Here is a 24,701-nt window from a genome sequence, read left to right as displayed (position 1 = left end):
CCGGTCGCTCAGTCAGCCGACCGACGCGATGGCGTCAGCCCACTGGGTGTTCAGCTGGTCGAAGTACGAGGCCTCGTCGCCGTCGGCGGCACCGCGAGCGATGTCGACGAGCTTCTGGCGGTAGATGTTGCCCCAGATGTCGATCTGCGCGGTGTCGGCGATGTTGTTGACGAGCGACTCCTTGCCGGCCTCGGCGGGGTTGAGCTCGATGAGCTCGACGCCCGCGTCACTCAGCCCGGCGAGGTTCGTCGGCAGCTCGCTCGAGGCGAGCGACGAGACCATGCCCTGCGTGTCGGTGAAGCCCGAGTCCTCGATGAGGTAGTCGATCCACGCCTTCGCGGCGGCCTTGACCTTCGAGTGCACGTTGATGCCGAGCGAGTAGTCGCCGCCGATGACCGCGTACTGCTTGCCATCGGGCGCCGTGGCGGGGAATGCCATGTAGCCGACGTCGTCGGGCGAGGTGCCGGCATCCGTCGCCGCTCCCTGGAACTGCGAGATCGCCCACGAGCCGAGCGCCATGACGCCGATCTTGCCCGTCGCGAAGTCGACCTTCGACTGCTCCCAGTTGGTCGTCAGCGGGTCGGGCTCGGTGAGGCCCTCGCTCACGGCGTCGTACACGAGCGCGTCGATGGCCTCGATGTCGGTGCCCTCCGTCCAGGGAGCGTCATCCGTCGCCATCTTGTTGACCGCGTCGGGGTCGCCGCTGATCGCGCCGAGGTTGCCCGTCCACTGGCTGAGCGGCCAGCCGTCCTTGTAGTTCGTGTACAGCGGGATCGCGTCGGTCTTCTCGTCGACCTGCTTGAGCGCGTCGATGAACTCGTCGTGCGAGGTGGGCAGCTCGGTGATGCCCGCGTCGGCGAAGACCTTCTTGTTGTAGACGAGGCCGTTGGCGTTGCCGCCGAGGGCGAGGCCGTACTGGGTGCCCTCGAAGCTGCGCGGGGCGAGGAAGCGGTAGTCGGATTCGAGGTCGGCGGTCTCGCCGAGCGGCTCGAAGAAGTCGGCGAGCTGGTCGGGCTGGACGGAGTTCGGCACGCCGAGCACGTCGCCGTAGTTGGTGGTGCTGAGGCGGGTCTTGAGCTCGCCCTCGTAGTCGGTGATGCCCTGGAACTTCACGGATGCCTCGGGGTACTTCTTCGTGAACTCGGCGGCGTACTCGTCGAACGTTCCGTCGGTGATGAGATCGGTGCGCCAGGTCACGAAGGTGACCTCGCCCTTCACGTCACCGTCGATGCCTTCGTCACTGCCCGTGTCGCCTCCGGCGCAGCCCGCGAGAAGAAGGGCCGAGACTGCCGCGAGGCTCACCGCGACCACTGCGTTGCGTGATGCCATGTGATTCTCCTTGTGTCGTTCACCCTTGAACTCGACGGACTCCTCTGCCCGCGACACCGGGGGTGGTGTGATGACGGTACACACAGCTATAGCGCTTTAGCAATAGGTGTTTGTCAGCGCTGTCTCGCGTGTCACGCTCGTTCTGCCCGCCGATAAATCGGTGTGATCGGGCATTTGTGCACCGTGAAGTGTGCCCGATGTCCACTCCGAGACATTTCATGTCCCACGTGGTCATTGACAGACTTCGCTCGCGAACGTGCATACTTGACCCTCATCGGGGCCCACATCGATCGAGAGGAGTCCGCCATGACGATCCAGCAACGCGCGACCCTCGACGACGTCGCGCGCCTCGCCGGGGTGAGCGCGAAGACCGTCTCGCGCGTCTTCACGATGCGCGACAAGGTCGCCCCCGACACCGTCAAGCGCGTGCTCTCGGCCGCCACACGCCTGCGCTTCCGGCCCAACACGGTCGCCCGAAGCCTCCGCCGCGGAGGCGCGACGAACGCCGCGGGCTTCATCATGGGCGAGCTGAGCAACCCGTTCTACTACAAGGTCGCCTCGGGCATCGAGCGCACGCTCGCCGCGCGCGGCATGAGCCTCGTCGTCGCGACGACCGACGACTCCCCCGCCGCCGAGGAGCGCGTCGCCGACGCCCTGCTCGCCCAGCGCGTCGGCGTGCTGCTGCTCATCCCCGTCGCCGGCGACCAGTCGTACCTCGAGGGCGAGCGCCAGCTCGGTACGCCCGTCATCGCGCTCGACCGCCCCGCGCAGAACCTCGTCGCCGACTCGGTCGTGCTCGCCAATCGCGAGGGCGCCTACCGTGCGACCCGGCACCTGCTCGACCATGGACACCGCCGCATCGGGTACGTCTGCAATCCGGCATCCGTCTACACGCAGGCCGAGCGCGTCGGCGGCTACCGCGCAGCCATGGCCGAGGCCGGCATCAGCGACACGTCCGCGCTCGAGAGACTCGAGGACGACCGCACCGTGCCGCCGAGCACGACCGTCGATCGCCTCCTCGGCGAGAGCGAGCCGCCGACCGCGATCGTCTCGGGCAACAACCGGATGACGATCGGAGCGCTCCGGGCCCTCCGAGCCCGACGCGACGAGACGACCGCGCTCGTCGGCTTCGACGACTTCGACACGGCCGACGTCATCGGCGTCACCGTCGTGAGCTACGACCCCGTCGAACTCGGCCGTCAGGCCGCCGAACTCGCCCTCGAACGCATCTCCGACCCCACGGGCTTCACGCGTGAACTCGTCCTGCCTACGTGGCTCATCGAGCGAGGAACGGGCGAGCGCCGGCCCGGGTAACACCCGCCCGCGTCATCCCCCACTCCCGACACCCCCTCACTCCCGACACCCCCTCACTCCCGACATCCCCACCCCGCAGGAGTGCCGGTGCTGCGCGCGAGTGCCGCCCGACCGGCACTCGGGCGCGCGAACGGCACTCCGACGTGCTCGCTGCATAATGGAAGCGCTTACGAGGGGGGGCAAGCATCGACACACCAGTACGTCATCACACAGGGCCGTCGACCTCGACGGTGATTCTCTCGACCTGCGCCGGCTACCTCGTGGCCATCGCAATCGGTTGCCTGCCCCTGTCCTTGGCCCTTCTGCCGATGTTCGGCAGAGCCTTTCCGACGATCTTCGGATACGCCGGGATAGTCGCATTTCCACTGCTCCTCGTGCTCGGCCTCCCCCTCGGTCTGATTCTCGCCCGGCATCAGAGAGTGGGCACGGTAGCGGCCTACGTCATCCGCGGCTTGCTCGGACCTCTCATCGGCGTGACCGGCTTTACCCTTGAGGCGCTCCTTCCTGCAGAGGCACTCCTGCCGGGGGTGTACGCCTGGGTGGGGGTGTCCGTCGCCGTCGTCAGCGGCGCACTCATCCCGCGTCTTGAACGCGCTTCACGCGCCACACTCATCGCCACCTGCCTCGCGATGTCGATCATCGGAGCAGTGGGGGTCACGCTGTCGCTCGCATGGTGGTGACGAAGCACACGAAGTCGCCGTTCCATCCCCCACTCCCGACATCCCCACTCCGCAGGAGTGCCGGTGCTGCGCGCGAGTGCCGCACGATCGGCACTCGGGCGCGCGAACGGCACTCCTGCGTGAGGGTGCGGGTGTGAGAAAGAGAGGGCGAGGGGATGCCGCGCGCCTACGCCGCGCAGCCGCAGCTCGCGCGCACGACGAGCTTGGTGCCGAGGCGCACGACGGCGGGCTCGGCCGAGGGCGAGCGCGACGAGTCCATGAGCAGTCGCGCGGCGGTGCGACCCATGGCCTCCATGGGCTGACGCACGGTCGTGAGCGACGGCGTCGACAGGCGGCCCGCGAAGATCCCGTCGAAGCCCGTGACCACGACGTCGTCGGGCACGCGCACACCCTCGGCGGCGAACAGATCGAGCAGCGGAAGGGCGAGCTGGTCGCTCGCGCACACGAGCGCGCGCGGCAGCGTTCCCGCCCGCAACGCCTCGATGACGGCGGTGTACCCGAGGTCCTCACCGAGGAGGCTGTCGTCGAGGGGTTCGTCGGGCGCGGCGACGCCCAGGTCGGTGAGCGTCTCGCGGAACGCCTCGAAGCGCTCGCGGTAGTCGGCGACGCGCAGGGCGCCGACGAAGCCGAGGCTCGTGATGCCGTGGTCGGTCACGAGGTGCGTGACGAGCTCGCGCATGCCACCGGCGTTGTCGGCGAGCACGCGGTGGTGGCCGTCTTCGCCGGGCGGGGTGCTGAAGAGCACGATGGGCATCTTAAGCGAGACCTGCGCGAGGGTCGTCGCGGCCGATGGCCCGGGGAAGATCGCGAGACCGTCGACACGGCCGGCCGACTCGGCGACCGACGTCGTCGTACCGCTTCCGCTCGAGAGCATGATCGGCCGCCCGTTGGCGCGGCATTCGAGCTCGAATCCGCGCTGCACCTCGTCGACGTAGAGCGGGAAGGCCCGGGGGTCGGCGAGGAACTCGTCGCCCGCGTCATCCCACGGCACGAACGATGCACCGGGGTCGGGCGCCGCGCCGCCCGCCTCGCCGACGGGGTCGACGGGTTCGCGTGTCTGCGGCCGCTCGATGAGCAGGTCGAACGAGTGCAATCCGAGCGCGCCCGTCTTGCCACGCGCAAGGCCACGGGCCGATGCGCTCGGCATGTATCCGATCTCGCGCGCGATGCCGAGTACACGCTCGCGGGTCGTCGCGCTGATCTGGTCGGGCCGCGTGAAGGCGAACGACACGGTCGCGATCGATACCTTCGCGCGTTCCGCGACGTCGTACACCGTCGGGCGTCGAGCAGTCATAGCCGCCGAGCCTAACGCAGGGCGGCCGGGCCGTGCAGGCTGAGGCCGTAGTGCAACGGGTACACGGGGTTCTCGGTATCGGACGGCGCATCCTCGCGCGACGCACGTACGGCGTCCATCGAGCGGGGGATCTCGACGGGCAGGCTGCCGCGAGGGGGGATGACTCCGGCGAGCGCATCGAGCAGAGCCGCGTCCGAGCTGCCGTAGTCGACGGCGAGCGCCGACACGAACGGCACGAGCGGCGTCATGATCGCGGGCCGGTCGAGGTTCACGACGACGACGAGCGGGCAGTGGTCGGCGATGCGCAGCAGCCGGTGCACGAGACCGGGCGGGAACTCGAGAGACCCCTGGTGGAACCACGCCTCGAGGAAGAGGTCGTCACGCGGTTCGAAGGGCGCGCCGAGGCGCACGATCGCGACGTCGGCGTCGGCCGGGTCGGTGACGCTCGTGCCCCAGGCCGCGAGCGCATCAGCGCCGACGTTCTCGCTGTAGATCGCGACCTTCTCGGGCCCCGCGAAGAGCGGCAGGGTCGGCACGCCGTCGCGCTCGACGTTCTCGAGGATCGTGATCGACTCGGCCTGCGCGCGGTGGCCCTGCTCACGGAAGTCGGCCCGACCGACGAGCGCCTCGGCGGCATCGACGTCGACGTACGGGTCGTCGAAGAGCCCGAGCTGGAACTTCACGAGCAGGATGCGGCGGGCGGACTCGTCGATGCGCTCCTCGGTCACGCGCCCCTCCGCGACGAGATCGAGGAGGATGTCGACGCACTCCTCACCGCCGAACTGATCGGCTCCCGCGTGCAGGATCTTCTCCATGCGCTCGGGCGGCGTGAGCGACTCAACGCCCCACGCCCGGGCCGGGAGTACCTGGTCGCCGACGTGGTTGTCGTTGACGAGCTCCCAGTCGGTGACGACGACGCCGTCGTAGCCGAGTTCGCCGCGCAGCAGGTCGGTGATGATCTGGCGGTTGTAGCCGAAGCCGACCTCCTCGATCGCTTCACCGTCGCGCTCGAGGCCGACGGGCATGCCGTAGTACGGCATGATCGCCGCGGTGCCGCGGCGGATCGCCTCCTCGAAGGGGCGCAGGTGGTAGTCGAACATGCCCGCGGGGTAGACCTGCTCGCGGCCGTACGGGAAGTGCGCGTCCTCGCCGTCCTTCTGCGGACCGCCACCGGGGAAGTGCTTCGTCGTGCACGCGACGCTCGTCGCCCCGAGCACGTCGCCCTGGAACCCCTCGAGATAGGCGGCCGTGAACTCGGCGACACGGTCGGCGTCGTGGCCGAGCGACTGCGCCTGACGGCCCCACCGCGGCTCGGTCGCGAGGTCGATCTGCGGGTGCAGCGCCGCGCGTATGCCGACGGCGACATATTCCTGCCGCGCGATGTCGGCGAAAGCTCGGATCGCGTCGACGTCGTCGATCGCGGCGAGCCCCATCGGCTCGGGCCACTGCGAGAACGGGCCCGCCGAGAACGCGACGCCCGAGTTCTCGACGAACGCGTGCCGGGGGTCGGTGCTGATCGTCACGGGAATCCCGTGCGGCGTCGACTCGGCGAGCTCCTGCAGGTTGTTGTTCCACTCGGCGGCCTGGCGGGCCGTCTGGATGTGGTGCACGTTGAAGTGCGACATGTTCTTGCCCACGACGACCTCGGTCGTGGCCGACTTCGAGATGCGTCCCGGTGCCTCGAGCAGCTCACCGTCATCCCCCACCTCGATGACGGTCTGGAACATCAGACCCACCTTCTCCTCGAGGCTCAACCGGCCGAGCAGGTCGTCGGTGCGTTCCTCGGGCGACAGGCGCGGGTCTTCGTACGGGTCGAGCACGCCGTTGCCGTTCAGGTCGCGGAACGTCGTGCCGTCGGGCGCGGTCAGGAAGGAGCGAGTCATACGTGTCTCTCGGAGTTGCGGCGGACTACTTGAGGCCCGCGGTGGCGATGCCCTGGATGAAGTAGCGCTGGAGCACCACGAACAGGGCGAGGATCGGCGTGATGACGAGCACGGAGCCCGCGAGGAGCAGGCCGTAGTTCGTCGCGTTCTGGCCCGTCGAGTACAGCGACAGGGCGACCGGCAGCGTGTACATCGACTCGGTCTGCGCCGAGACGAGCGGCCAGAGGAAGTTGTTCCATGAGGTGAGGAACGTGAGGATCGCGAGGGTCGCGAGCGGCGGTCCGCAGAGCGGCATGACGACGCGGGCGAAGATGCGCAGTTCACTCGCCCCGTCGATGCGCGCGGCTTCGATGAGCGCCTCGGGGATGCCGAGCATGAACTGCCTCATGAGGAAGACGCCGAGGGGCGCCGTGATGAACGGCAGGATGAGCGCGGCGTAGCTGTTGACGAGGCCGAGCTTCGAGACCATGACGAAGAGCGGCACGAAGGTCACGACGCCGGGCACCATGAGCGTGATCATGACGACGGCGAAGAGGATCTTCTTGCCGGGGAACTCCATCTTCGCGAGGGCGTACCCGACCATCGAGCAGAAGATCAGGTTGCCGAGCACCGTGACGACGGCGACGACGAGGCTGTTCGTGAAGAACGTGCCGAAGTCGAGCGGCCCGAACCACTGGGCGAAGTTGTCGCCCGTCGGGTTCTCGGGCCACCACGTCGGCGGTCGCTGCAGGATCTCGCTCTGCGTCTTGACGGAGCCGAGGGCCATCCAGGCGAACGGCACGAGCCAGACGAGGAGGCCGATGGTGAGGATGATGAACGAGAGCGCGCGGCCCGACAGGCGACGGCGCGGACGCCGGGTCGTCGGAGGCGTACCCGTGGCGGGGCGCACGGCGGTGGTCGATGACATGGTTCTCCTCAGTCCTTCGAGCGCAGCAGTCGGAACTGCAGGAGGCTGATCAGCGCGATCGCGAGGAACAGGACGTAGCTGGCGGCGGAGGCGAGACCGTACTCGCCGAAGCCGAACTGCTGGTACGTGTAATAGGCGACCGAGAGGGTCGAGTCGAGCGGGCCGCCCTTCGTCATGACGAAGGCCTCCTCGAAGAACTGCAGGTAGCCGACCGAGATGAGGATGGCGCCGAGCAGGAGTGTGGGGCGGAGGAGCGGCAGCGTCACCGAGCGCAGGCGTCGGAACGGGCTCGCGCCGTCCATGACGGCGGCCTCCTGCACCTCCTCGGGTACGGCCTGGAGGCCGGCCAGGAAGATGACCATGAGGGTTCCGACGTTCCGCCAGACCGCCATCATGATGAGCGACGGCAGCGCCCAGCTCGGGTCGTTGAGCCAGTTGGGCCCGTCGATGCCGACGACGGCGAGTGCGCTGTTGAGCAGCCCCTCGGGCTGCAGGATGTAGCGCCAGACGACGGCCACGGCGACGATGCTCGTGACGACGGGCGCGTAGAAGCCGACGCGCAGGAACGAGACGAACTTGCCCTTGCTCATGTTGAGCGCGAGGGCGAGACCGAGCGCGACGGCCATCGTGACGGGGATGCCGACGACGACGAAGATCGCGGTGACGCCGAGCGACTTCACGAAGCGCGGGTCGCTGAAGAGGGCGCCGTACTGCTCGAGCCCGGTGAAGTTCACCGAGAAGGGCGAGGGGATGTCGCGGGCGGTGAAGTCCGTGAACGACATCGCGAACGAGCCGACGAGCGGCACGACCATGAAGATTCCGAACACGATGACGAACGGAAGGCAGAAGCCCCACGCGATGAGTGCCTGTCGTCGCTTCTGGCTCGACGGGCCCGTGGAGCGTCGGCCGTTCGAGGGCCGGCCGGCGGGGCCGGGGCGCACGCGCGCCCCGACCTCACTCAGTGCGGGAAGGGCCACGATCAGCCCATTCCGATGGAGTCCGCCTTGGCCTGGAGGTCGGCGAGGGCCTCCTCGACCGTGGCCTGTCCGCGGCGCAGCAGTTCGAGCGCCTGGTCGGCGGCGGCGCCCACCTGAACCCACGTCGTGGTCACGGGCGTGGCCTTCGCGGTCTCGAGCTGGGTTCCGAAGGTCGTCAGGCTCGCGTCATCCGCGATGGACGGGTCCTTCCACGCCGACTGCGCCGAGGGCAGGTCGCCGGAAGCTTCGTACCAGTCGACCTGGGTCTCGGGCTGGCTGAGCCACTGCGCGAGCTTCCACGCCGAGGTCTGGTTGTCGCCGTTGTTGAAAACGACGAGGTTCGCGCCGCCGCTGAACGAGACGGACGATTCCTTCGCGGGGATGACGGCCGTCGCGTACTTCTCGTCGAAGCCGTCGCCACCGAGCGTCGCGAGCTGGCTGCGCATGAACGGTCCGTCGATGAGCATCGGCGTGCTGCCGTCGACGAACGCGGCTTCCTGGGCTCCGGCCGACACGTCGGCGTCGGGGTCCGAGAGCCCCTCGGTGAAGAAGCTCTGGTAGTACTCGTACGCTTCGACCATCTCGGGGGTGTCGAGGGTCCAGGCGTCACCGTCGGTGAGCTCGGCGCCGTTCGACCACGGCATCCAGAGCGTGCCCTGGAACGAGTCGTTGCCGGCGGGCAGACGCATACCGAAGTCGGCTCCGGCCTTCGACTGGTAGTCGGCGGCGAGCTGCTTCAGCTCGTCCCACGTCTCGGGGGCCTTGTCCCAGCCGGCCTGCGCGGCGAGGTCGGTGCGGTAGTAGAGCACGCGGGTGTCGACGTACCACGGCACACCGGCGACGCGGTCGCCGACCTCGTTGGTGCTCATCGAGCCGGGGAAGAAGTCGCTCGTGTCGAGGTCGGTCGGCACCGTGCTGAACGCATCGGTGAAGTCGGCCATCCACGTCGAACCGACCATGGCGATGTCGGGGGTGTTGCCCGCGGCGATCGCCGTCTGGAACTTGTTGTACGCGGCATCCCACGGTATCGCGGTGACTTCGATCGAGACGTCGGGGTTGGCCTCTTCGAAGGCGGCGACGAAGTCGGGCAGGAGCTCGCCTTCGGTTCCCATGGCCCACATGGTGAGCGTTCCGGTGGCGGGGCCGTCACCGATGGTTCCCGCAGCCGCGGGGCCCTCGCCGGTGTCGTCGGCCCGGCCGCAGCCGGTGAGGGCGAGGGTCACGGCGACTAGGCCGGCGACCACGCCGAGACGGGTGGTGTTCTTCACGAGTTCCTCCTCGAACTCGGCTCCGCGGGGGCGGAACCGCTGTGCTGTGTGTCTTATGCGCATAACTTATGCGCATAAGAACGTGACGGCTCGAGTATCACACGCGCCGGGCGCGCAGGCAAGTGTGTCGTTCAGAAGGGAGCGATCACGGCGACGATCGCGCCGGCGATGGCGAGGTACCAGAGCACGACGATCACCGCTCGATTGCGGGCGATGAAGCGCCCGACCCTCCGACCGCTCGCGCCGAGGGCGTCCTGCCCGCCCAGCGCTTCGCCGAGCACCGTCACGACGAGCAGGATCGTCACGGCCCACACGAGCATGCACCACGCGCACAGCGTGCCGATGACGACGATGCTCTGGACCTGCATCCCCGTGATCGCGACGGCGGCGAGCACCATGCCTCCGGCGAGCGCCCGCCAGACCCATGCGGGCAGTCGGACGCGCGAGACGAGGAGCACGCCCAGCGTGAGGATCACGGTGAACGCGACGACACCGATGAGCGCGTTGGGCACGCCGAGCACGCTCGACGCGGGCGACGTCATGACGGGTCCGCACGCGATGAACGGTCCGATGTCGCACGCGAGCACGGTGTCGGGGTCGCGCAGCAGCCGCAGGAGGTCGACGACGAGTACGAACGATGCGACGAGGCCCGCGACGCCGCAGACGACGAACGTCCAGCCGCCGCGCGCGGCGCGCGCCTCAGTCATCCGTCGCGAGGATCGCCTCGACGGCTGCGGTGAGCGCCTCCGCCGAACGGATGTCGGACGCTTCGCCGTTCACGAGCAGGGTCGGTGTCGCGGTGACGCCCTCCGCCGCCGCGACGCGGGTGTTCTGCTCGATCCAGGGCGCGTACCGACCCGACTCGATGCAGTCGAGCGTCGCCTCGTCGGTGACGCCGAGATCGGCGACGAACCCGCGCAGGTCGGAGTACGACCACGCGTCGGAGGCGGCGTCATGGGCTGCGAAGAGCGCCGCGTGCACCGTCATCCAGTTCTCGGGCGAACCGACGGCGACGCACGTCGCCGCACTGCCGGCGCGCGTGCCGAAGTTCGTGACGACGCGCATCGGGTGGTACTCGACGGCGACGTCGCCGCTCGCGATCAGCTCGGGGAGCACGGGCTCGATTGCTGCGTCGAGGTCTTGGCAGTGCAGGCACGAGAAGTCCTCGTAGATCGAGAGCTCGACAGGCGCGTCGGGCTCGCCGATGCGCACCGTCGAACCCTCGACGACGAACGGCACGGCCGCTGTGCCCGCGACCGTGACCGTCGTCCGGATCGACGGTGTGCTCGCCTCACGCGCCTGGCTGGACAGACCCGTGACGGCGAGCACCCCGCCCACGACGATGAGCGCACCGCCGACCACGACACCGATCTGTACGAGAAGGCGCCGTCGCCTTCTCAGAGCCTCGTCTCGGCGTCGTTCCTCGTTCGCGCGGCGTCGGATCGCCTCAGTACGTGTGCGGTCCTTCGTCGTCATGAGGCCCTCCGAGCTACGCGAACGTCACGAGGCTAGATCGGAGGGCGCATCGCCGGTCGGGCCGGACGACGTGAAAAATCGCGAGGCTATCGCGCCGCCGCGCGCTGTGACACGGTGGAGTGATGGGGAAACGACATGGGGTGCTTCGATCGACCGTGCTCGGCGGGCTTCTCGCGGGCAGTCTGCTGATGCTCACGGGGTGCGTCGGCGGTGAGGGCTTCGCGGTGCTCGATCGCGAGGCGACGGCCGACGACGTGATCCGCGAGGCGGTACTCGTCGATTTCGGCGACGATATGGACCCGGACAGCGCCCGCTTCGTCGGAGAGCACAACGGCAACCGGCTCTATGTGCTCAGGGGAGAACCCGATCTGCACTGCATTCTCATCGATCCAGGCGAGCAAGAGGACGGAACCGAGAAGTGGGGCGCCGGCTGCGGAGCGACAGGCCCGATGACGACAGGAACTCGGTCGGGTCAGTACTCCCTCGTCCCCGACAACCACCCCATCCCGAGCGGGGCGACGCAGATCTCCGAGAACGTCTACACGCTTCGGTGATCTGCGCCGCCCGTCGAGTTCGTCCCTACTCGTAGCGCAGCGACTCCACGGGGTCGGCCTTCGCGGCCCGTGCCGCGGGCAACGTTCCGGCGAGGAACGCGATGCCCATGACGACGAGGATGATCGTCGCGATCGACAACGGATCGAACGCGATGAGCGTGAGACCCGGCAGGTCAGCGAGCAGCGCGCCCGAGAGCGCCGAGCTGATGCCCGTTCCCGCGAGGATCGCGAGCACGACGCCGATCGCGCTGCCGAGGAAGCCGATGAACACCGCCTCGAGGCTGAAGAGCCCGAAGACCTTGCCGCTGCCCATGCCCATGGCCTTCATGAGACCGATCTCGCGGGTGCGCTCCTGCACCGACATGAAGAGGGTGTTGACGATGCCGAAGCTCGCCGCGAGCAGGGCGATGACCGCGAACGCGTTCAGCACGAGCACGATCGCGTCGATGATCGTCGTGAAGGCACCGAGCTGATCGGCGACCGTCGTGCCCGTGAACCCGGCGTCGGCCAGTCGGTCCTTGAGCGCCGCGATCTCCTCGTCGCTCGCGTCAGGGTCGAACCACACGCTCGCCGTCGCGTAGCGCTCCTGCTCGGCGGCCGCGAGCCCGCTCGACTGGGTCGTGTACAGCTCGTCCGTCAGCGCGCGGTTCGGCACGAGGCTCGCTCCGGTCGGCGCGGCGATGCTCGTGTCGACGACGCCCACGACGGTCGCCTCGATGAGGTGCTGCACCCGATCGGCATCCGTGATCGCGATCGTGACGGCCTGCCCGATCGCCGCCGCGTCATCCGCGAACCCGAGCGGTTCGACGAACGAGACGGGCAGGGCGACCTCGAGCTCGCTCGAGGAGTCGTCGGGGGCGGCGCCCTCGGCGAGCTGCAGGGTCTGACCCGCGACGAGGTTGCCGACGCTCGCGACGAACTTCGTGCCGTCGCCGGCCACGACGTAGTCGGGCGAGATCGTCTTCGTGGGCTGCACGTCGAGCACACCGTCGATCGCGGCGATCGTGTCGAGGTCGTCGGGGGTGATGGCGACGACCGTCGCCCCGGGAGGGCCGGGCTGCCCGCTCGCGACGGCGTCGGGGTTGTACTCGGTCGGTCCGCTGCTGACACCGAGCGGGGAGTCGGATGTCACGGTGACGGTCATGACGTCCTCGGCGCCGATCGACGTGACGGTGTCGTCGATGTACCGGTTGATGCCGGTGCCGAGGCCGCTCGTCAGGGCGAGCGTGAAGGCGCCGACGAAGATCGCGAGGATCGTCAGGATCGTGCGCGTCTTCGAGCGGAAGGTGTTGGCGACGGCCGAGCCGACGAGGTCGGAGGTCCTCATGCGGCCACCTCCGCCGTCGTGTCGACGAGGAGTCCGTCGCGGATGACGAGTCGCCGGTCGCAGCGCGCGGCCAGTTCGTCGTCGTGCGTGACGACGATGAGCGTGATGCCGTTCTCGCGGTTGAGACCGAAGAGGATGTCTTCGACGACCGCTCCCGTCGCCGAGTCGAGGTTGCCCGTGGGCTCGTCGGCGAAGATGATGCGCGGGTTGTTGACGAGGGCGCGCGCGATGACCGTGCGCTGCTTCTGACCTCCCGAGAGGTTGAGCGCCTTGTTCGACGCCTTGTCGTCGAGTTCGAGCTGCTCGAGGGCGGCGTGGCCGCGGCGCTTGCGCTCGGCGCGGCCCACACCGGCGATCTTGAGCGGCAGGATCACGTTCTCGAGCACCGACGTGTTCGCAGTGAGGAAGAACTGCTGGAAGACGAACCCGAACGTCTTGTTGCGGGTGCGGTTGAGGCGCGCTCCGGTGAGCGTCGTCGTGTCGACGCCTTCGAGCTCGATCGAGCCGCTCGTGGGGGCGTCGAGCAGGGCGAGCACGTGCATGAGGGTCGACTTGCCCGAACCGCTCTTGCCGACGATCGCGACGCTCTCGCCCTCGAAGATGTCGAAGCTCACTCCCTTCAGGGCGTCGAAGCGGTTGGGGCCGCGGCCGTACGACTTGCGCACGTCCTTGACCGAGATGATCGGGGCGTTCATGGGAGCTCCTGAGACGGGATGACGGGGGGACGTTTCCACCCTCGCCGCCCGAGCCCGTGACCGCGTCACCCCCGGGGTGGCACCTCGATACCGCGTCCGCGGTACGGCGTATGCCGCGTGGGGGTGACGCGTCGGAGCGCGGCTCACCGCAGACTGGTGTCATGAACGCCGATCCGATGGCGAATCCCGCCCACCCGCACCCGCGGTTCGCGCCGTGGATCGGCGACCTCGTCGCGGCTGCGCTCATCATCGTCGCGGCGATCGTGCCGTTCCCCGAGGCGGAGTTCCACGCCGAGGGTCTCGCCGAGATCCTCCTCGTGGCGGCCCCGGCCGTGATCCTCCCCTTCCGCCGTCGCTGGCCGATCCCCGTGCTCGCGATCTGCCTCGTGCTCTACGGGATCGCCGCGGCCTGCGTCATCCTCTCGCCGGGCATCGTGCTCGCGACGGCCATCGCGATGTTCGGCGTCGCGAACCGATCGACGCGGCGCGTGACCCTTATCGTCGCGAGTTCGGCGGTCGTCGCGGTGCTCGTGCTCAGCCTGCTCGCGACGATCGGGGCCGTCTTCGACCCGCGCACGTTCCAGTTCGCGGTCGTCATCGCCTTCGCCTCTGCGGCCGGCGATGCGACACGCTCACGCCGCGAGTACATCGTCGCGATCACCGAACGTGCGGTGCGCGCCGAGGAGACCCGCGAGGCGGAGGCGAAGCGCCGCGTGACCGACGAGCGGTTGCGCATCGCGCGCGATCTGCACGACGCCGTCGCGCATCAGATCGCGGTGATCAGCCTGAACGCCGGGGTCGCGTCGTCGGCCGTCGACGCTCGACCCGAGCAGGCTCGAGCGGCGCTCGCGACGATCCGCTCGGCGGCGCGCACGGTGCTCGGCGAGATCGGCGACCTCCTCGAGGTGCTGCGAGCCGAGACGGATGACGGCGAGCGGCCGCGATCTCCGCAACCGGGCCTCGACCGGCTCGACGACCTGGTCCGGCAGTTCGGCGACGCGGGTCTCACCGTCAACGTCCGCGTCGACGGCGACATCGGGCGACTCGACGGGGCGAGCGGTCTCGTCGCGTATCGCGTCATCCAGGAGGGGCTCACGAACGCCCACAAGCACGGCGCCGAGGCGCGCGCACATGTGCTCGTGGATGTCGGCGACGACGCCGCGCTCGTCGTCGTCTCGAACCCCGTGCTGCCCGCTGCCGCGCGACTGAACGCCGCCGAGGCGCGCAGCGGTCACGGCCTGCTCGGCCTGCGGGAGCGCGTCGCCTCCGTGCGGGGCTCGATCGAGACGGGCCTCACCCCGGGCGGCTATCGGCTCGCGGCGACACTGCCGCTCGCGTCATCCGCCCTCGATACCCGCCGGGAGAACCCATGACGACCGTGCTCGTGGTCGACGACCAGTCGCTCATCCGACAGGCGGTGAGTGAGATCCTCACGCACGAATCGGGCATCTCGGTCGTCGGTGAGGCCGTCAACGGACGCGAGGCGATCGCCCTCGCGACGTCGCTGCGGCCCGACATCGTGCTCATGGACATCCGCATGCCGGAGGTCGACGGCATCGAGGCGACGGCCGCGATCTGCGCCGATCCCGACCTGTCCGAGACGCGCGTGCTGATCCTCACGACGTTCGAGGAGGACGAGTACCTCGTCGCGGCGCTCCGAGCCGGGGCGAGCGGCTTCATCGGCAAGGGCGCTGAACCCGACGAGATCGCCCGTGCCGTGCGGTCGGTGCACGCGGGCGATGCGCTGCTCTCCCCCACGGCGACGCGCGCCCTCATCTCGAAGTTCCTGCAGCCGGCGTCGTCGCTGCCGACGCCTCCGGAGCTCGCGATGCTCACCGATCGCGAGCGCGAGGTGCTGCTGCTCGTCGCGCGCGGGCGGTCGAATCAGGAGATCGCCGACGACCTCGTGATCTCGCCGCACACGGCGAAGACGCACGTCAACCGCATCATGTCGAAGCTCTACGCGCACGATCGCGCGCAACTCGTGATCCTCGCCTACGAGAGCGGGCTGCTCGCGCCCGGGGCGTGAGAACGCGCCTCCCACTCCGGACGGAGAATCGACATGACGATCGCATCGATGCGCTCGCCGTCGAAGACGAAGGCGTCACGGCGAGTGCCCTCGACGACGAATCCGCTGCGCTCGTAGACGTGTCGGGCGCGGGGGTTGAAGGCGAAGACCTCGAGCTCGATGCGGTGGAGCGGCAGCGTCGAGAAGGCGTGGTCGAGGAGCAGCGAGGTCGCCTCGGTGCCGAGTCCGCGGCCGCGACCGCGCGGGCCGATGAGCACCCGGAAGTTGCACGACTCGTCGTCGGACGACCAGTCGTTCAGCACGACCTCGCCGACGCACTCGTCGGTCGCGCGATCGATCACGGCGAGGTCGAGGCGGTCGGTCTGGTCCGCGCGCGAGGAGTACCAGTCGCGCGCCTTCTGGTCGAGTTCGGGGCTCGTGCCGAGGGTGTCGGCCGTCGAGTTCGCCGAGCCCGTGAGGCGGATGACCTCGGGGTCGGCGAGCACCGCCCCCATCGCTTCGATGTCGCGCGGAGTGAAGGGGCGCAGGGTGACGGATGCTCCGTGCAGAGTCGGCTTGTCGGCGAAGGTCACGTGGTCGAGTGTAGGGCGGGTGTGGATAACCGGGTAAAGCGGTGTCACTCTTTGGTGCTGATGAGAGGAGGTTTTTGTGCGCAGGCGGCGAGTTATCCCCAGGCTTGTCCTCGGGGCGAGCGGATGTCAGTGGTTCGAACTAGTCTTCTAATGTGATCGATTCGACGGGTGGGGCGGGCGGTATGCCCGAGGGTGCTGATGGTGCGCTCGAGCCTGCTGGCCCGCGGGGCGTGACGATCTCGCAGGCCGAGCTGCTCGACATGGTCATGACCGATGCGGAGCAGTTCGCGTTCGAGACGAACCGCATTGCCGCACGTCGTCTGGCTTCGATCGGGCGGGCGATTCGGATGGCCAGGGAGAATCCCCACATCTACGTCTTGCCCGAACTCATGTCGCGTGCCGAAGCGCGTGACTGGGCCGTGCGTGCCGCGGCGACCGAGCTGTCGATGCGGTTGCTCATTCCAACGGCGACCGTGTTGAACGAAGCGTCCGAGGCCCACACGCTCGCGGCGCGACTGCCGAAGCTGTGGCTCGAGTTCCTCGACGGGGCCACGTCGTACCCGATCGTGCGTGCCGCCGTCGAAGCCATCACCGGGTGGGACGATCACGACGCCGTCGCCCGGTTCGATACCGAACTCGCCGGAATCGCCGGACGCGTCACCGTCGCATCGTTCCGGTCTCGGGCGAAGCGGCTCCGGGACCGTCTCAGTGCTGCGACCCTCGCCGAACGCCACCGGCGTGCGCTCACCGAACGGCGGGTCGTCTTCGAGGATGCACCGGAGGGGATGATGTGGCTCCACGCCCTCATCCCGGCCCTCGACGGGGCCAAGATCCGTGCCCGCTTGAATGCGACCGCCAAGCAAGCCTCCCGGGCGTCGGGCGAGACCCGCACTCGTGATCAACTGCGTGCCGACCAGCTTTCCGACTGGCTCACCGGCGCCGGAACCTCTACCGCGGTGCAGACGCGCGTGCTCGTCACGGTTCCGCTCATCGCGGGACTCCTGGAGAAGCCCGTCCGTGACACACGTGTCGCATCCACCTCGACTTCGACCTCGACCTCGACCCCGACCGATCACCCCACCGCATCAGCTCTCCCCGCGCACCCCTGGCTCGACGTCGCCACCATCGACGGATACGGCCCCATCAGCACCGAGACCGCCCGCCACATCTTCGACACCGCGACCGCATTCCGACGCCTCATCGTCGACCCCATCACGGCCGAACCGCTCTACCTCGACCGCACGCAGTACCGACCATCACAGGCACAACGCGACTGGCTCACCCTCACCTACCAACGCTGCTCCAGACCCGGATGCAACAGCCTCGCCGCCACCGGAGATGTCGACCACATCCACGACTGGGCCCACGGCGGAAGAACCGACATCGACAACCTCGCACCACTCTGCCCACCCGAGCACAAGCTGAAACACGTCACCCTTCTCCGACCCGAGAAGACATCAGAGCAGAGACCCGAACAGCCACCCGAATCGACGAAGAGCGCCGACGTTCGAGCAACTCTCGAGCACCTCCTCACCTCAAGCGCGCCCTCAGACGGACCCGACTCGGACCGCGCCACCCACGACTGGCCCGACGAGAACCTCACCCTCGACCCGAAACCACCCCGCCGGCGCTGGACCAGCCCCACCGGCTACACCAGCGATACCGATCCCCCACCCTTCTAGGCACTGCGGCGAGCGCTGACTCCTTCACCCCACTCCTCCCCGCGCGCGCCCGCGCACCGCTGTCGGAGGCATCATGCAGACTGTTCTCCATGCCCCTCGACCTCGCGCCCCGCTCCGGTGCGCAGTCGACGGTCGCTCCCGCGAGACCCGTCGCGACCTCCCCCATCCCCGCGACCCCCGGCCCCGAGACCCCCGGCCCCGAGACCCCCGCTCAGGTCGCGCGCTTCCCGCGTCTGCGCTACATGGGCTCGAAGTACAAGCTCGTCCCCGCGCTCAACGAGGTCTTCCACGAGATCGGCGGCACCCGAGCGCTCGACGCGTTCAGCGGCTCGGGCGTCGTCTCGTACCTCCTCAAGGCACGCGGTTTCGAGGTGACGAGCAACGACTTCCTGACATTCCCCACGGTCATCGCTCGTGCCACGGTCGCGAACTCGACGACGACGCTCGGCGACGACCTCGTCGAGACGATCTGCGGCCCGGCGGCCGACGACCGCGACTTCATCCAGCAGAAGTTCGACGGCATCTTCCTGAGCGCCGCCGACCGCCGGTTCCTCGATTCGGCGTGGTCGCACATAGATCGCCTCGACGGCTTCCAACGCGACGTCGCGATCTCGGCGCTCGTCCTCTCCGCGGCGCGCAAGCAGCCCCGCGGCGTCTTCACCTTCACGGGCACGCGCTACGACGACGGCCGCCGCGACCTGCACCTGTCCATGGCCGACCACTTCCGCGAGCGCGTCGCCGACTACAACGCGACCGTGTTCGACAACGGTCGCTCGAGCCGAGCCGTCACGGGCGACGTCGCCGATCTGCCTGCCGACGAGTACGACATCGTCTACCTCGACCCGCCCTACGCTCCCCCGCGCGACGACGCCGACTACATGAAGCGGTACCACTTCCTCGAGGGCCTCTCGGTGTACTGGCGCGGCCAGGTCATCATGGAGGAGACGAAGACCAAGAAGATCGCCAAGAAGTTCACGCCCTTCGCCTACAAGCGCACGATCGACGACGCCCTCGCGCGCACGTTCGACCAGTTCCGCGACTCGGGCGCGATCGTGCTCTCCTACTCCTCGAACGCCGTGCCGGGCCGCGAGCGCATCGCCGAGTTGCTCGGGCAGGTGAAGAAGCACGTCGAGGTGCGCGAGTTCACGCACACGTACAGCTTCGGCACGCACGCCACTGCGACGCGCACCGCCGTCTCCGAGTACGTCTTCATCGGTCGCGACTGATGCCGATCCCCACGTTCGACGAGTACGTCGCATCCCTCGGCCAGATGACCCCCCACGTCGATCCGCTCGCCGCGTCTCCGGCGACCGCGAGCCTGAAGTCGGCCGCGGCCAGCCTCGCCGCCCTGCCCGTGGTCGACCGCCCGGCACTCACCGCGTGGATCACCGCGTCTCCCGAGTGGGTTCCCGCCCTCGGCCTCGCCGTCGGCCTCTCGCAGGAGCGACTGAAGAACCAACTGCGTCACGCGCTCGGCAGTTCGGGTTGGGTGTCGCTCGCCCGCGCCGACCCGGCGGGCCTCATCGACTACCTCGACGACACCTTCGCCCTCGTGGCGATGCTCGAGCAGCAGCGGTCGCGCACCTACGACTTCGGCGACCTCCTCGTCGCCCGCGCCGGCACGCGCACCTCGGCGATCCGCGCCGGGGTGTCCGGCCGACGACTCGAAGACGAGATCGAGGCCATCGCGCGCGACCTCGGGCTCGAGTGCGAGACGCGCACCAAGTTCCACGGCCGGCACAATCGGCTGGCGCCGTGCGACCTCGTCATCCCGAGCGGGCGCGACGCCGAGATCGTCGTCGCCGCGAAGGGGTTCGACTCGACGGGCTCGAAGCTCACCGACGCGGTGCGCGAGATCGAGGAGATGGCCGATGTGCGGCTGCCGCGCCAGGTGGTCATCGCCGTGATCGACGGCATCGGCTGGAAGAGCCGGCAGGCCGACCTCAAGCGCATCCACTCGCTGTGGGAGAGCCGCCAGATCGACGGCATGTACACGCTCTCGACCCTCGACCGATTCCGCACCGATCTCGCCGAGGTCGCACATCTCCGCGGTCTCGGCACACGAGCGGCCGACTGAACGACGCCGACTGAACGACAAGGGCACACCGATGACGACACTGCGTCCCGTTCTCGCCGACACGACATCAGGGCGCTTCCGCGGCCGCGACGACGGCACGGTCGCGGTGTGGAAGGGCATGCGCTACGCCCAGGCCCCGACGGGTGACCTGCGCTGGCGCGCCCCCGTCGCCGCATCGGCACCCGCCGACGCCATCGACGCTGCGGCGTTCGGTCCCGTCGCACCGCAGCAGCGCAGCCCCGCGATGCAGCTCGGCCCCGGCGCCGTCATCGACGAGGACTGCCTCTTGCTGAACGTCTGGAAGGCCTCCGACGCCGCGCCCGGGCGACCCGTCATGGTCTGGCTGCACGGCGGCGCCTACACCTTCGGCTCGAGCAGCCAACGGATGTTCGACGCGACGCACCTCGTCACCGAGGGCGACGTCCTCGTCGTGACCGTGAACTACCGGCTCGGCGCCCTCGGCTTCCTCGATCTCAGCTCCTTCTCGAGCGACGAGTCGACCTTCGACTCGAACCTCGCCCTGCGCGATGTGCTGCTCGCCCTCGAATGGGTGCAGCAGAACGCGGCGGCGTTCGGCGGCGACCCCGCCAACGTCACCGTGTTCGGCGAGTCTGCGGGCGGCGGACTCACCACCGCGCTCCTCGCGACACCGAGCGCGAGCGGACTCTTCCACCGCGCGATCATCGAGAGTTCGCCGGCGACGTCGATCTACGACTCGAATCGCGCGCGCCTGGTCGCCGAGCGATTCCTGTCCACCGTCGGAGTCGCCGCGAGCGACGTGGCAACGCTCCGCTCCCTCGACGTCGACACCATCGTGGATGCCGGCACGGAGGTGTACGCGGATGTGCCCTCCGACGCGCCCGGCAACCTCGCGTTCGCGCCCGTCGTCGACGGAGACCTCCTCCCCGAGCATCCGGTCGAGGCCATCCGCAACGGGCGCGGCCTCGCCGTGCCCCTCATCATCGGCACGAACCGCGACGAGGCGACGCTCTTCAAATTCATGAAGTCGCCGCTCATGCCCATCACGGGCCCGGCCATCACGACGATGCTCGAGAACCTCGCCTCCGAGAACCCCGACCTCGACCTGCCCACGCGCGCGCAGGTGCTCGGAGCATACGAAGGCGTCCGCAGCCGCGTGCTCGGCCTCGGGATCGCGACCGACATCGGCTTCCGTATGCCCACCGTCTGGCTCGCCGAGGGGCACTCGGCCGTCGCACCGACCTACCTGTACCGCTTCGACTTCACGACCCGGGCCCTGAGCCTCATCGGTCTCGGCGCGGCGCACGGCACCGAGCTCCCGTACGTCTGGGGCAACCTCGACGGCGGCCCGAAGGACCCGACCTTCAAGCTCGGCGGTCGTCGCGAGGGTCGAGAGCTCTCGCAGCGCATGCGCTCACGGTGGACGGCATTCGCGCACACCGGCATCCCCTCGACCGACGATCTGCCGTGGCCGACCTACGACACCGCCGCGCGCGAGGTGCTCGTCATCGATCGCGCCGATCAGGTCGTCGCCGACCCCGATGCCGCACTCCGGCGCGGCTGGGGCGATTCGGTGCTCGCGTTCCGCTGAGGTTCTGCACAGAGTGCCGTCAACCCCCTGTCGGCCGGGGGCACCCGCGTGCCTAGACTGACCCATGACCGTCACGCTCAGATCCCTCCAGACCGCCGTCCCGTCGACGGTGCTCATCCAAGACGAGGTGCGTGACGTCTTCGCGGCGCAGCCCGGACTCAGCCGCCTCGCGCAGCGCATCGTCGCGACATCCTTCAACGTCTCGGGCATCGAGACGCGTCACACGGTCATCGAAGAACTCACTCTCGCGCCGCACGAGGGCGAGCCGCTGTTCTTCGATCAGGCGAGCGGCGAGCTGCTCTCCCCCGGCACGAAGGCCCGCAACGAGGTCTACGCGCGGGCCGCGACCGAGCTCTTCGTCGAGGCCGCGCGCGCGGCGGTCGACGCGTGCCCCGGCATCGAGGCCTCCGACGTGACGCACGTCGTCACCGTCTCGTGCACCGGTTTCTACGCGCCCGGCCCCGACTTCATGATCGTGCGCGAGCTCGGCCTCCGCCCCGACGTGCAGCGCTACCACCTCGGATTCATGGGCTGCTACGCCTCGATGCCGGCCCTCCGCGCCGCGCGGCAGTACGCCCTCGCCGACGAGAACGCCGTCGTGCTCGTCGTGAGCGCCGAACTCTGCACCCTGCACCTGCGCTCGTCGGACGACCCCGACACGATCGTCGCGTCATCGCTCTTCGCCGACGGCGCCGCCGCCGGCATCGTCTCGCAGCGCCCCCTCGCACCCGGCGAGCGCGCGCTCGACCTCGATCGTTTCGAGACCGTCATCACGCCCGTCGGCGAGGGCGACATGGCCTGGAACATCGGCGACCACGGTTTCGAGATGGTGCTGTCGACGTACGTGCCCAACATCATCGACGAGCACATCGTCGGCGCCCTGCGGCCGCTCTTCCGAGAGGATGACGGTGCGTCCGCCGCGCTCGAGGCCGGAACGATCGGTGACACCGTCGCGCACTGGGCGATCCACCCCGGCGGGCGCAGCATCCTCGACAAGGTCGAGGCGAAGCTCGCACTCACCGAGGCCCAGCTAGTGCCGGCGCGCGACACCCTCCGCGACTTCGGCAACATGTCGAGTGCGACGGTGCTCTTCGTCATCCGCCACATCCTCGACGACGACGCGACCGCCGATGGAGACCGCGTCGCGGCGATGGCGTTCGGCCCCGGCCTGACCGTCGAGACGGGCCTCATGACGGCCCGCATCGGCTGATCCGTGGCGCCCGATCTGCGCCGTCGCGCCACGACGGCGACGGAGCTCATGGATGACCCGAACTGCGACGCCGAACTACTCGATCGCACCTACGCGCAGTTCCCGCTCGTCAACCGTTTCGTCGCGGGCTGGCGGGGGATCTATCGCCGCGACATCCGCCCGCTGCTCTCGGCGGAACGGCCGTCGCGCCTGCTCGACATCGGGGCCGGCGGTGCCGATGTGCCGCGCGCACTCCTCGCGTGGGCCGCGCGCGACGGGTTGCTGCTGCGGGCCGTGGCCGTCGATCCCGACCCGCGCGCTTATGCGTGGGCCTCCGCGCGCCCCACGACGGGGCTGCAGGTGAGCCGCGCACACAGCAGCGAGCTCGTGGCCGACGGCGAGCGCTTCGACGTCGTCATCTCGAACCACGTGCTGCACCATCTCGATGATGCCGAGCTCAGCACGGTGCTCGCCGATTCGGAGGAACTGCTCACGCCCGGCGGCATCGCCGTGCACAGCGACATCGCCCGCAGCCGGTTCGCCTACGCGGCCTTCGCGGCGGGAACCTGGCCGTTCCAGTCGACGCTCCTCCGCCGCTCGTTCATCCGCGCCGATGGGCTCACGTCGATCCGCCGCTCGTTCACGCCGGGCGAACTGCGGAGCGTCGCGCCCGCCGGCTGGGTCGTGCGCACGGGCGTGCCGTCGCGACTCGACCTGTCGTACCGGAGAGCCGCATGACCGATGCCGTCGAACGCGCCGGCGGAGTCGTCGTCGTGGGCGCGGGGCCCGTCGGACTCCTCACCGCGATCCTGCTCGCCCAGCGCGGCGTGACCGTCGACGTCTACGACTCCCGCGACGCGCCCGTCGACTGGTCGCGGGCGATCGGCATCCACCCGCCCGGCCTCACCGCCCTCGCGCGCGCGGGCCTCGCCGAACGCGTGCGTGACGAGGGCGTGCTGCTCGATGCGGGCGTCGTCTCGAGCGCGGGAGTCGATCTCGCTCGTGTGGAGTTCGGCGGCGCGACTCCCGTCGTAACCCTTCCGCAGGCCCGCACCGAGGCGATGCTCACCGAGCGGCTCGCGGCGGTGGCCCCGGGTGCGCTCCACCGCGGCGTGACGGTCGAAGCCGTTCACGATCGCGGCGATTACGTCGAGGTCGCGCTCGGTGCCGCAGGCTCGCGCACCGCGGCACTCGTCATCGCGGCGGATGGCGTGCGCAGCGGCATCCGTTCGGGGCTCGACATCGGGTGGACGGCGCGACCGGGCCGAGCGCGGTATCTCATGGCCGATGTTCCGGGCGGCGACCTCGACCCCGCGACGGCCCTGCTGCACCTCGAGCCGGGCGGCGTCGTCGAGTCGTTCCCCCTGCCCGGCGGACTGCGGCGCTGGGTCGCGTTCACTCCCCCGCCATACCCGGAGGCGACGGCGGGCGCACTCGCGCGCATCGTCGAGGAGCGGCTGGGGGCGACGCTCGATCCCGCGACGGCGAGCGAGACGCGCGCGTTCGAGGCACGACAGCATCTCGCGGAGCGGATGGCGGTCGGCCGGGTACTCCTCGTCGGCGATGCGGCCCACGAGGTGAGCCCGATCGGCGGGCAGGGCATGAACCTCGGCTGGATCGACGCCGTCGCCGCGGTGCGCGTCGTCGAGGCCGCACGTGTCGGCGCGTTCGACGCGGAGGCCGGGCACTACGACCGCACCCGGCGACGCGCGGCTGCGGCGGCGACGCGGCGCGCGCTCTTCAACATGACCATGGGATCGCCGCTCGGACCAGCGCGTGCCTTCGCCCGCGATTCGGCGGTGCGTCTGCTCTCGTATCCGCCGTTCCGCGGCGCGATCACGGGGGCCGTGACGATGCGGGGGCTCTGAGCCCAGCCCC

General features: G+C 69.4%; 23 protein-coding genes. 12 read left to right on the top strand and 11 right to left on the bottom strand.

The window, feature by feature from the left end; all coding sequences use genetic code 11:
- Positions 1 to 12: 12 nt before the first annotated feature.
- Positions 13 to 1,329: an ABC transporter substrate-binding protein gene (locus BJ972_RS12385; RefSeq protein ID WP_129172163.1), complete on the bottom strand. Its 1,317-nt coding sequence runs from the start codon at positions 1,327 to 1,329 to the stop codon at positions 13 to 15.
- A 306-nt stretch (positions 1,330 to 1,635) separates the two neighbouring features.
- Between BJ972_RS12385 and BJ972_RS12380 the strand changes: the two genes are divergently transcribed.
- Together BJ972_RS12380 and BJ972_RS12375 are read left to right on the top strand one after the other, a co-directional pair.
- Positions 1,636 to 2,643, top strand: a complete 1,008-nt coding sequence (locus BJ972_RS12380; protein ID WP_129172164.1) for a LacI family DNA-binding transcriptional regulator — start codon at positions 1,636 to 1,638, stop codon at positions 2,641 to 2,643.
- Positions 2,644 to 2,873: 230 nt separating this feature from the next.
- Positions 2,874 to 3,323, top strand: coding sequence for a hypothetical protein (locus tag BJ972_RS12375; protein WP_129172165.1), 450 nt, complete (start codon positions 2,874 to 2,876; stop codon positions 3,321 to 3,323).
- 166 nt (positions 3,324 to 3,489) lie between these two features.
- Here the strand turns inward: BJ972_RS12375 and BJ972_RS12370 are convergent, their stop codons facing one another.
- From BJ972_RS12370 to BJ972_RS12340, 7 genes are all read right to left on the bottom strand, one after another.
- Positions 3,490 to 4,617, bottom strand: coding sequence for a LacI family DNA-binding transcriptional regulator (locus BJ972_RS12370; RefSeq protein ID WP_129172166.1), 1,128 nt, complete (start codon positions 4,615 to 4,617; stop codon positions 3,490 to 3,492).
- Between the two features lie 11 nt (positions 4,618 to 4,628).
- Entirely contained in the window at positions 4,629 to 6,500 is a 1,872-nt protein-coding gene (locus tag BJ972_RS12365; protein ID WP_129172167.1) for a glycoside hydrolase family 3 protein, read from the bottom strand.
- 25 nt (positions 6,501 to 6,525) lie between these two features.
- Positions 6,526 to 7,407, bottom strand: coding sequence for a carbohydrate ABC transporter permease (locus BJ972_RS12360; RefSeq protein WP_129172168.1), 882 nt, complete (start codon positions 7,405 to 7,407; stop codon positions 6,526 to 6,528).
- A gap of 8 nt (positions 7,408 to 7,415) precedes the next feature.
- Positions 7,416 to 8,348, bottom strand: coding sequence for a carbohydrate ABC transporter permease (locus BJ972_RS12355; protein ID WP_179419980.1), 933 nt, complete (start codon positions 8,346 to 8,348; stop codon positions 7,416 to 7,418).
- Positions 8,349 to 8,386: 38 nt separating this feature from the next.
- The gene (locus BJ972_RS12350) at positions 8,387 to 9,652 is read right to left on the bottom strand and encodes an extracellular solute-binding protein (protein WP_241830671.1); all 1,266 of its coding nucleotides are present in this window, start codon (positions 9,650 to 9,652) and stop codon (positions 8,387 to 8,389) included.
- A 131-nt stretch (positions 9,653 to 9,783) separates the two neighbouring features.
- Entirely contained in the window at positions 9,784 to 10,359 is a 576-nt protein-coding gene (locus BJ972_RS12345) for a vitamin K epoxide reductase family protein (RefSeq protein ID WP_129172170.1), read from the bottom strand.
- Positions 10,352 to 11,128 carry a thioredoxin domain-containing protein gene (locus tag BJ972_RS12340; RefSeq protein ID WP_129172171.1) on the bottom strand — a complete coding sequence of 259 codons (777 nt, stop codon included), beginning with the start codon at positions 11,126 to 11,128 and terminating at the stop codon, positions 10,352 to 10,354. The genes BJ972_RS12345 and BJ972_RS12340 overlap by 8 nt, the downstream gene beginning before the upstream one ends.
- A 140-nt stretch (positions 11,129 to 11,268) precedes the next feature.
- On the opposite strand from BJ972_RS12340, the gene BJ972_RS12335 reads away from it, so the two are divergent.
- The gene (locus BJ972_RS12335; protein ID WP_129172172.1) at positions 11,269 to 11,682 is read left to right on the top strand and encodes a hypothetical protein; all 414 of its coding nucleotides are present in this window, start codon (positions 11,269 to 11,271) and stop codon (positions 11,680 to 11,682) included.
- A gap of 25 nt (positions 11,683 to 11,707) precedes the next feature.
- Here BJ972_RS12335 and BJ972_RS12330 read toward each other — a convergent pair whose 3' ends face one another.
- Together BJ972_RS12330 and BJ972_RS12325 are read right to left on the bottom strand one after the other, a co-directional pair.
- Positions 11,708 to 13,009, bottom strand: coding sequence for an ABC transporter permease (locus BJ972_RS12330; protein WP_129172173.1), 1,302 nt, complete (start codon positions 13,007 to 13,009; stop codon positions 11,708 to 11,710).
- Complete coding sequence (locus BJ972_RS12325; protein ID WP_129172174.1) at positions 13,006 to 13,704, bottom strand: ABC transporter ATP-binding protein; 699 nt, start codon at positions 13,702 to 13,704, stop codon at positions 13,006 to 13,008. The genes BJ972_RS12330 and BJ972_RS12325 overlap by 4 nt, the downstream gene beginning before the upstream one ends.
- A gap of 161 nt (positions 13,705 to 13,865) precedes the next feature.
- Here BJ972_RS12325 and BJ972_RS12320 point away from each other — a divergent pair, with 161 nt between their 5' ends.
- Entirely contained in the window at positions 13,866 to 15,077 is a 1,212-nt protein-coding gene (locus BJ972_RS12320) for a sensor histidine kinase (protein WP_129172175.1), read from the top strand.
- On the top strand, positions 15,074 to 15,733 hold the full coding sequence (locus tag BJ972_RS12315; RefSeq protein WP_129172176.1) for a response regulator: 660 nt from the start codon (positions 15,074 to 15,076) through the stop codon (positions 15,731 to 15,733). The genes BJ972_RS12320 and BJ972_RS12315 overlap by 4 nt, the downstream gene beginning before the upstream one ends.
- Here the strand turns inward: BJ972_RS12315 and BJ972_RS12310 are convergent.
- Entirely contained in the window at positions 15,700 to 16,305 is a 606-nt protein-coding gene (locus tag BJ972_RS12310) for a GNAT family N-acetyltransferase (protein ID WP_241830672.1), read from the bottom strand. The genes BJ972_RS12315 and BJ972_RS12310 overlap by 34 nt on opposite strands.
- A 152-nt stretch (positions 16,306 to 16,457) precedes the next feature.
- Between BJ972_RS12310 and BJ972_RS12305 the strand changes: the two genes are divergently transcribed.
- The 7 genes from BJ972_RS12305 to BJ972_RS12275 all read left to right on the top strand — a co-directional run bounded on the left by BJ972_RS12305 (position 16,458) and on the right by BJ972_RS12275 (position 24,691).
- A complete protein-coding gene (locus BJ972_RS12305; RefSeq protein ID WP_129172177.1) occupies positions 16,458 to 17,987 on the top strand; it encodes an HNH endonuclease signature motif containing protein in 1,530 nt (509 codons plus the stop codon).
- 89 nt (positions 17,988 to 18,076) lie between these two features.
- The gene (locus tag BJ972_RS12300; protein WP_241830673.1) at positions 18,077 to 19,213 is read left to right on the top strand and encodes a DNA adenine methylase; all 1,137 of its coding nucleotides are present in this window, start codon (positions 18,077 to 18,079) and stop codon (positions 19,211 to 19,213) included.
- Positions 19,213 to 20,064 (top strand): hypothetical protein, encoded by an 852-nt coding sequence (locus BJ972_RS12295; protein ID WP_129172178.1) that lies wholly within the window; start codon positions 19,213 to 19,215, stop codon positions 20,062 to 20,064. The genes BJ972_RS12300 and BJ972_RS12295 overlap by 1 nt, the downstream gene beginning before the upstream one ends.
- Before the next feature lie 31 nt (positions 20,065 to 20,095).
- Positions 20,096 to 21,634, top strand: coding sequence for a carboxylesterase/lipase family protein (locus BJ972_RS12290; protein WP_129172179.1), 1,539 nt, complete (start codon positions 20,096 to 20,098; stop codon positions 21,632 to 21,634).
- Between the two features lie 64 nt (positions 21,635 to 21,698).
- Positions 21,699 to 22,844 carry a type III polyketide synthase gene (locus BJ972_RS12285; protein ID WP_129172180.1) on the top strand — a complete coding sequence of 382 codons (1,146 nt, stop codon included), beginning with the start codon at positions 21,699 to 21,701 and terminating at the stop codon, positions 22,842 to 22,844.
- A 3-nt stretch (positions 22,845 to 22,847) separates the two neighbouring features.
- The gene (locus tag BJ972_RS12280) at positions 22,848 to 23,561 is read left to right on the top strand and encodes a class I SAM-dependent methyltransferase (RefSeq protein WP_129172181.1); all 714 of its coding nucleotides are present in this window, start codon (positions 22,848 to 22,850) and stop codon (positions 23,559 to 23,561) included.
- On the top strand, positions 23,558 to 24,691 hold the full coding sequence (locus tag BJ972_RS12275; RefSeq protein WP_129172182.1) for an FAD-dependent oxidoreductase: 1,134 nt from the start codon (positions 23,558 to 23,560) through the stop codon (positions 24,689 to 24,691). The genes BJ972_RS12280 and BJ972_RS12275 overlap by 4 nt, the downstream gene beginning before the upstream one ends.
- Positions 24,692 to 24,701: the final 10 nt, after the last annotated feature.

It is taken from the genome of Agromyces atrinae, from assembly GCF_013407835.1.
GTDB classification, from domain to species: domain Bacteria; phylum Actinomycetota; class Actinomycetes; order Actinomycetales; family Microbacteriaceae; genus Agromyces; species Agromyces atrinae.
This window is presented reverse-complemented; position numbering and strand designations above follow the sequence as displayed.

Bases quoted from the DNA above. Each gene is read 5' to 3' on its own strand.
- BJ972_RS12300 (WP_241830673.1), top strand. From the start codon at position 18,077: ATGCCCCTCGACCTCGCGCCCCGCTCCGGTGCGCAGTCGACGGTCGCT.
- BJ972_RS12325 (WP_129172174.1), bottom strand. From the start codon at position 13,704: ATGAACGCCCCGATCATCTCGGTCAAGGACGTGCGCAAGTCGTACGGC.
- BJ972_RS12290 (WP_129172179.1), top strand. From the start codon at position 20,096: ATGACGACACTGCGTCCCGTTCTCGCCGACACGACATCAGGGCGCTTC.
- BJ972_RS12330 (WP_129172173.1), bottom strand. From the start codon at position 13,009: ATGAGGACCTCCGACCTCGTCGGCTCGGCCGTCGCCAACACCTTCCGC.
- BJ972_RS12285 (WP_129172180.1), top strand. From the start codon at position 21,699: ATGACCGTCACGCTCAGATCCCTCCAGACCGCCGTCCCGTCGACGGTG.
- BJ972_RS12345 (WP_129172170.1), bottom strand. From the start codon at position 10,359: ATGACTGAGGCGCGCGCCGCGCGCGGCGGCTGGACGTTCGTCGTCTGC.
- BJ972_RS12380 (WP_129172164.1), top strand. From the start codon at position 1,636: ATGACGATCCAGCAACGCGCGACCCTCGACGACGTCGCGCGCCTCGCC.
- BJ972_RS12340 (WP_129172171.1), bottom strand. From the start codon at position 11,128: ATGACGACGAAGGACCGCACACGTACTGAGGCGATCCGACGCCGCGCG.
- BJ972_RS12295 (WP_129172178.1), top strand. From the start codon at position 19,213: ATGCCGATCCCCACGTTCGACGAGTACGTCGCATCCCTCGGCCAGATG.
- BJ972_RS12315 (WP_129172176.1), top strand. From the start codon at position 15,074: ATGACGACCGTGCTCGTGGTCGACGACCAGTCGCTCATCCGACAGGCG.
- BJ972_RS12360 (WP_129172168.1), bottom strand. From the start codon at position 7,407: ATGTCATCGACCACCGCCGTGCGCCCCGCCACGGGTACGCCTCCGACG.
- BJ972_RS12385 (WP_129172163.1), bottom strand. From the start codon at position 1,329: ATGGCATCACGCAACGCAGTGGTCGCGGTGAGCCTCGCGGCAGTCTCG.
- BJ972_RS12365 (WP_129172167.1), bottom strand. From the start codon at position 6,500: ATGACTCGCTCCTTCCTGACCGCGCCCGACGGCACGACGTTCCGCGAC.
- BJ972_RS12275 (WP_129172182.1), top strand. From the start codon at position 23,558: ATGACCGATGCCGTCGAACGCGCCGGCGGAGTCGTCGTCGTGGGCGCG.
- BJ972_RS12370 (WP_129172166.1), bottom strand. From the start codon at position 4,617: ATGACTGCTCGACGCCCGACGGTGTACGACGTCGCGGAACGCGCGAAG.
- BJ972_RS12320 (WP_129172175.1), top strand. From the start codon at position 13,866: ATGAACGCCGATCCGATGGCGAATCCCGCCCACCCGCACCCGCGGTTC.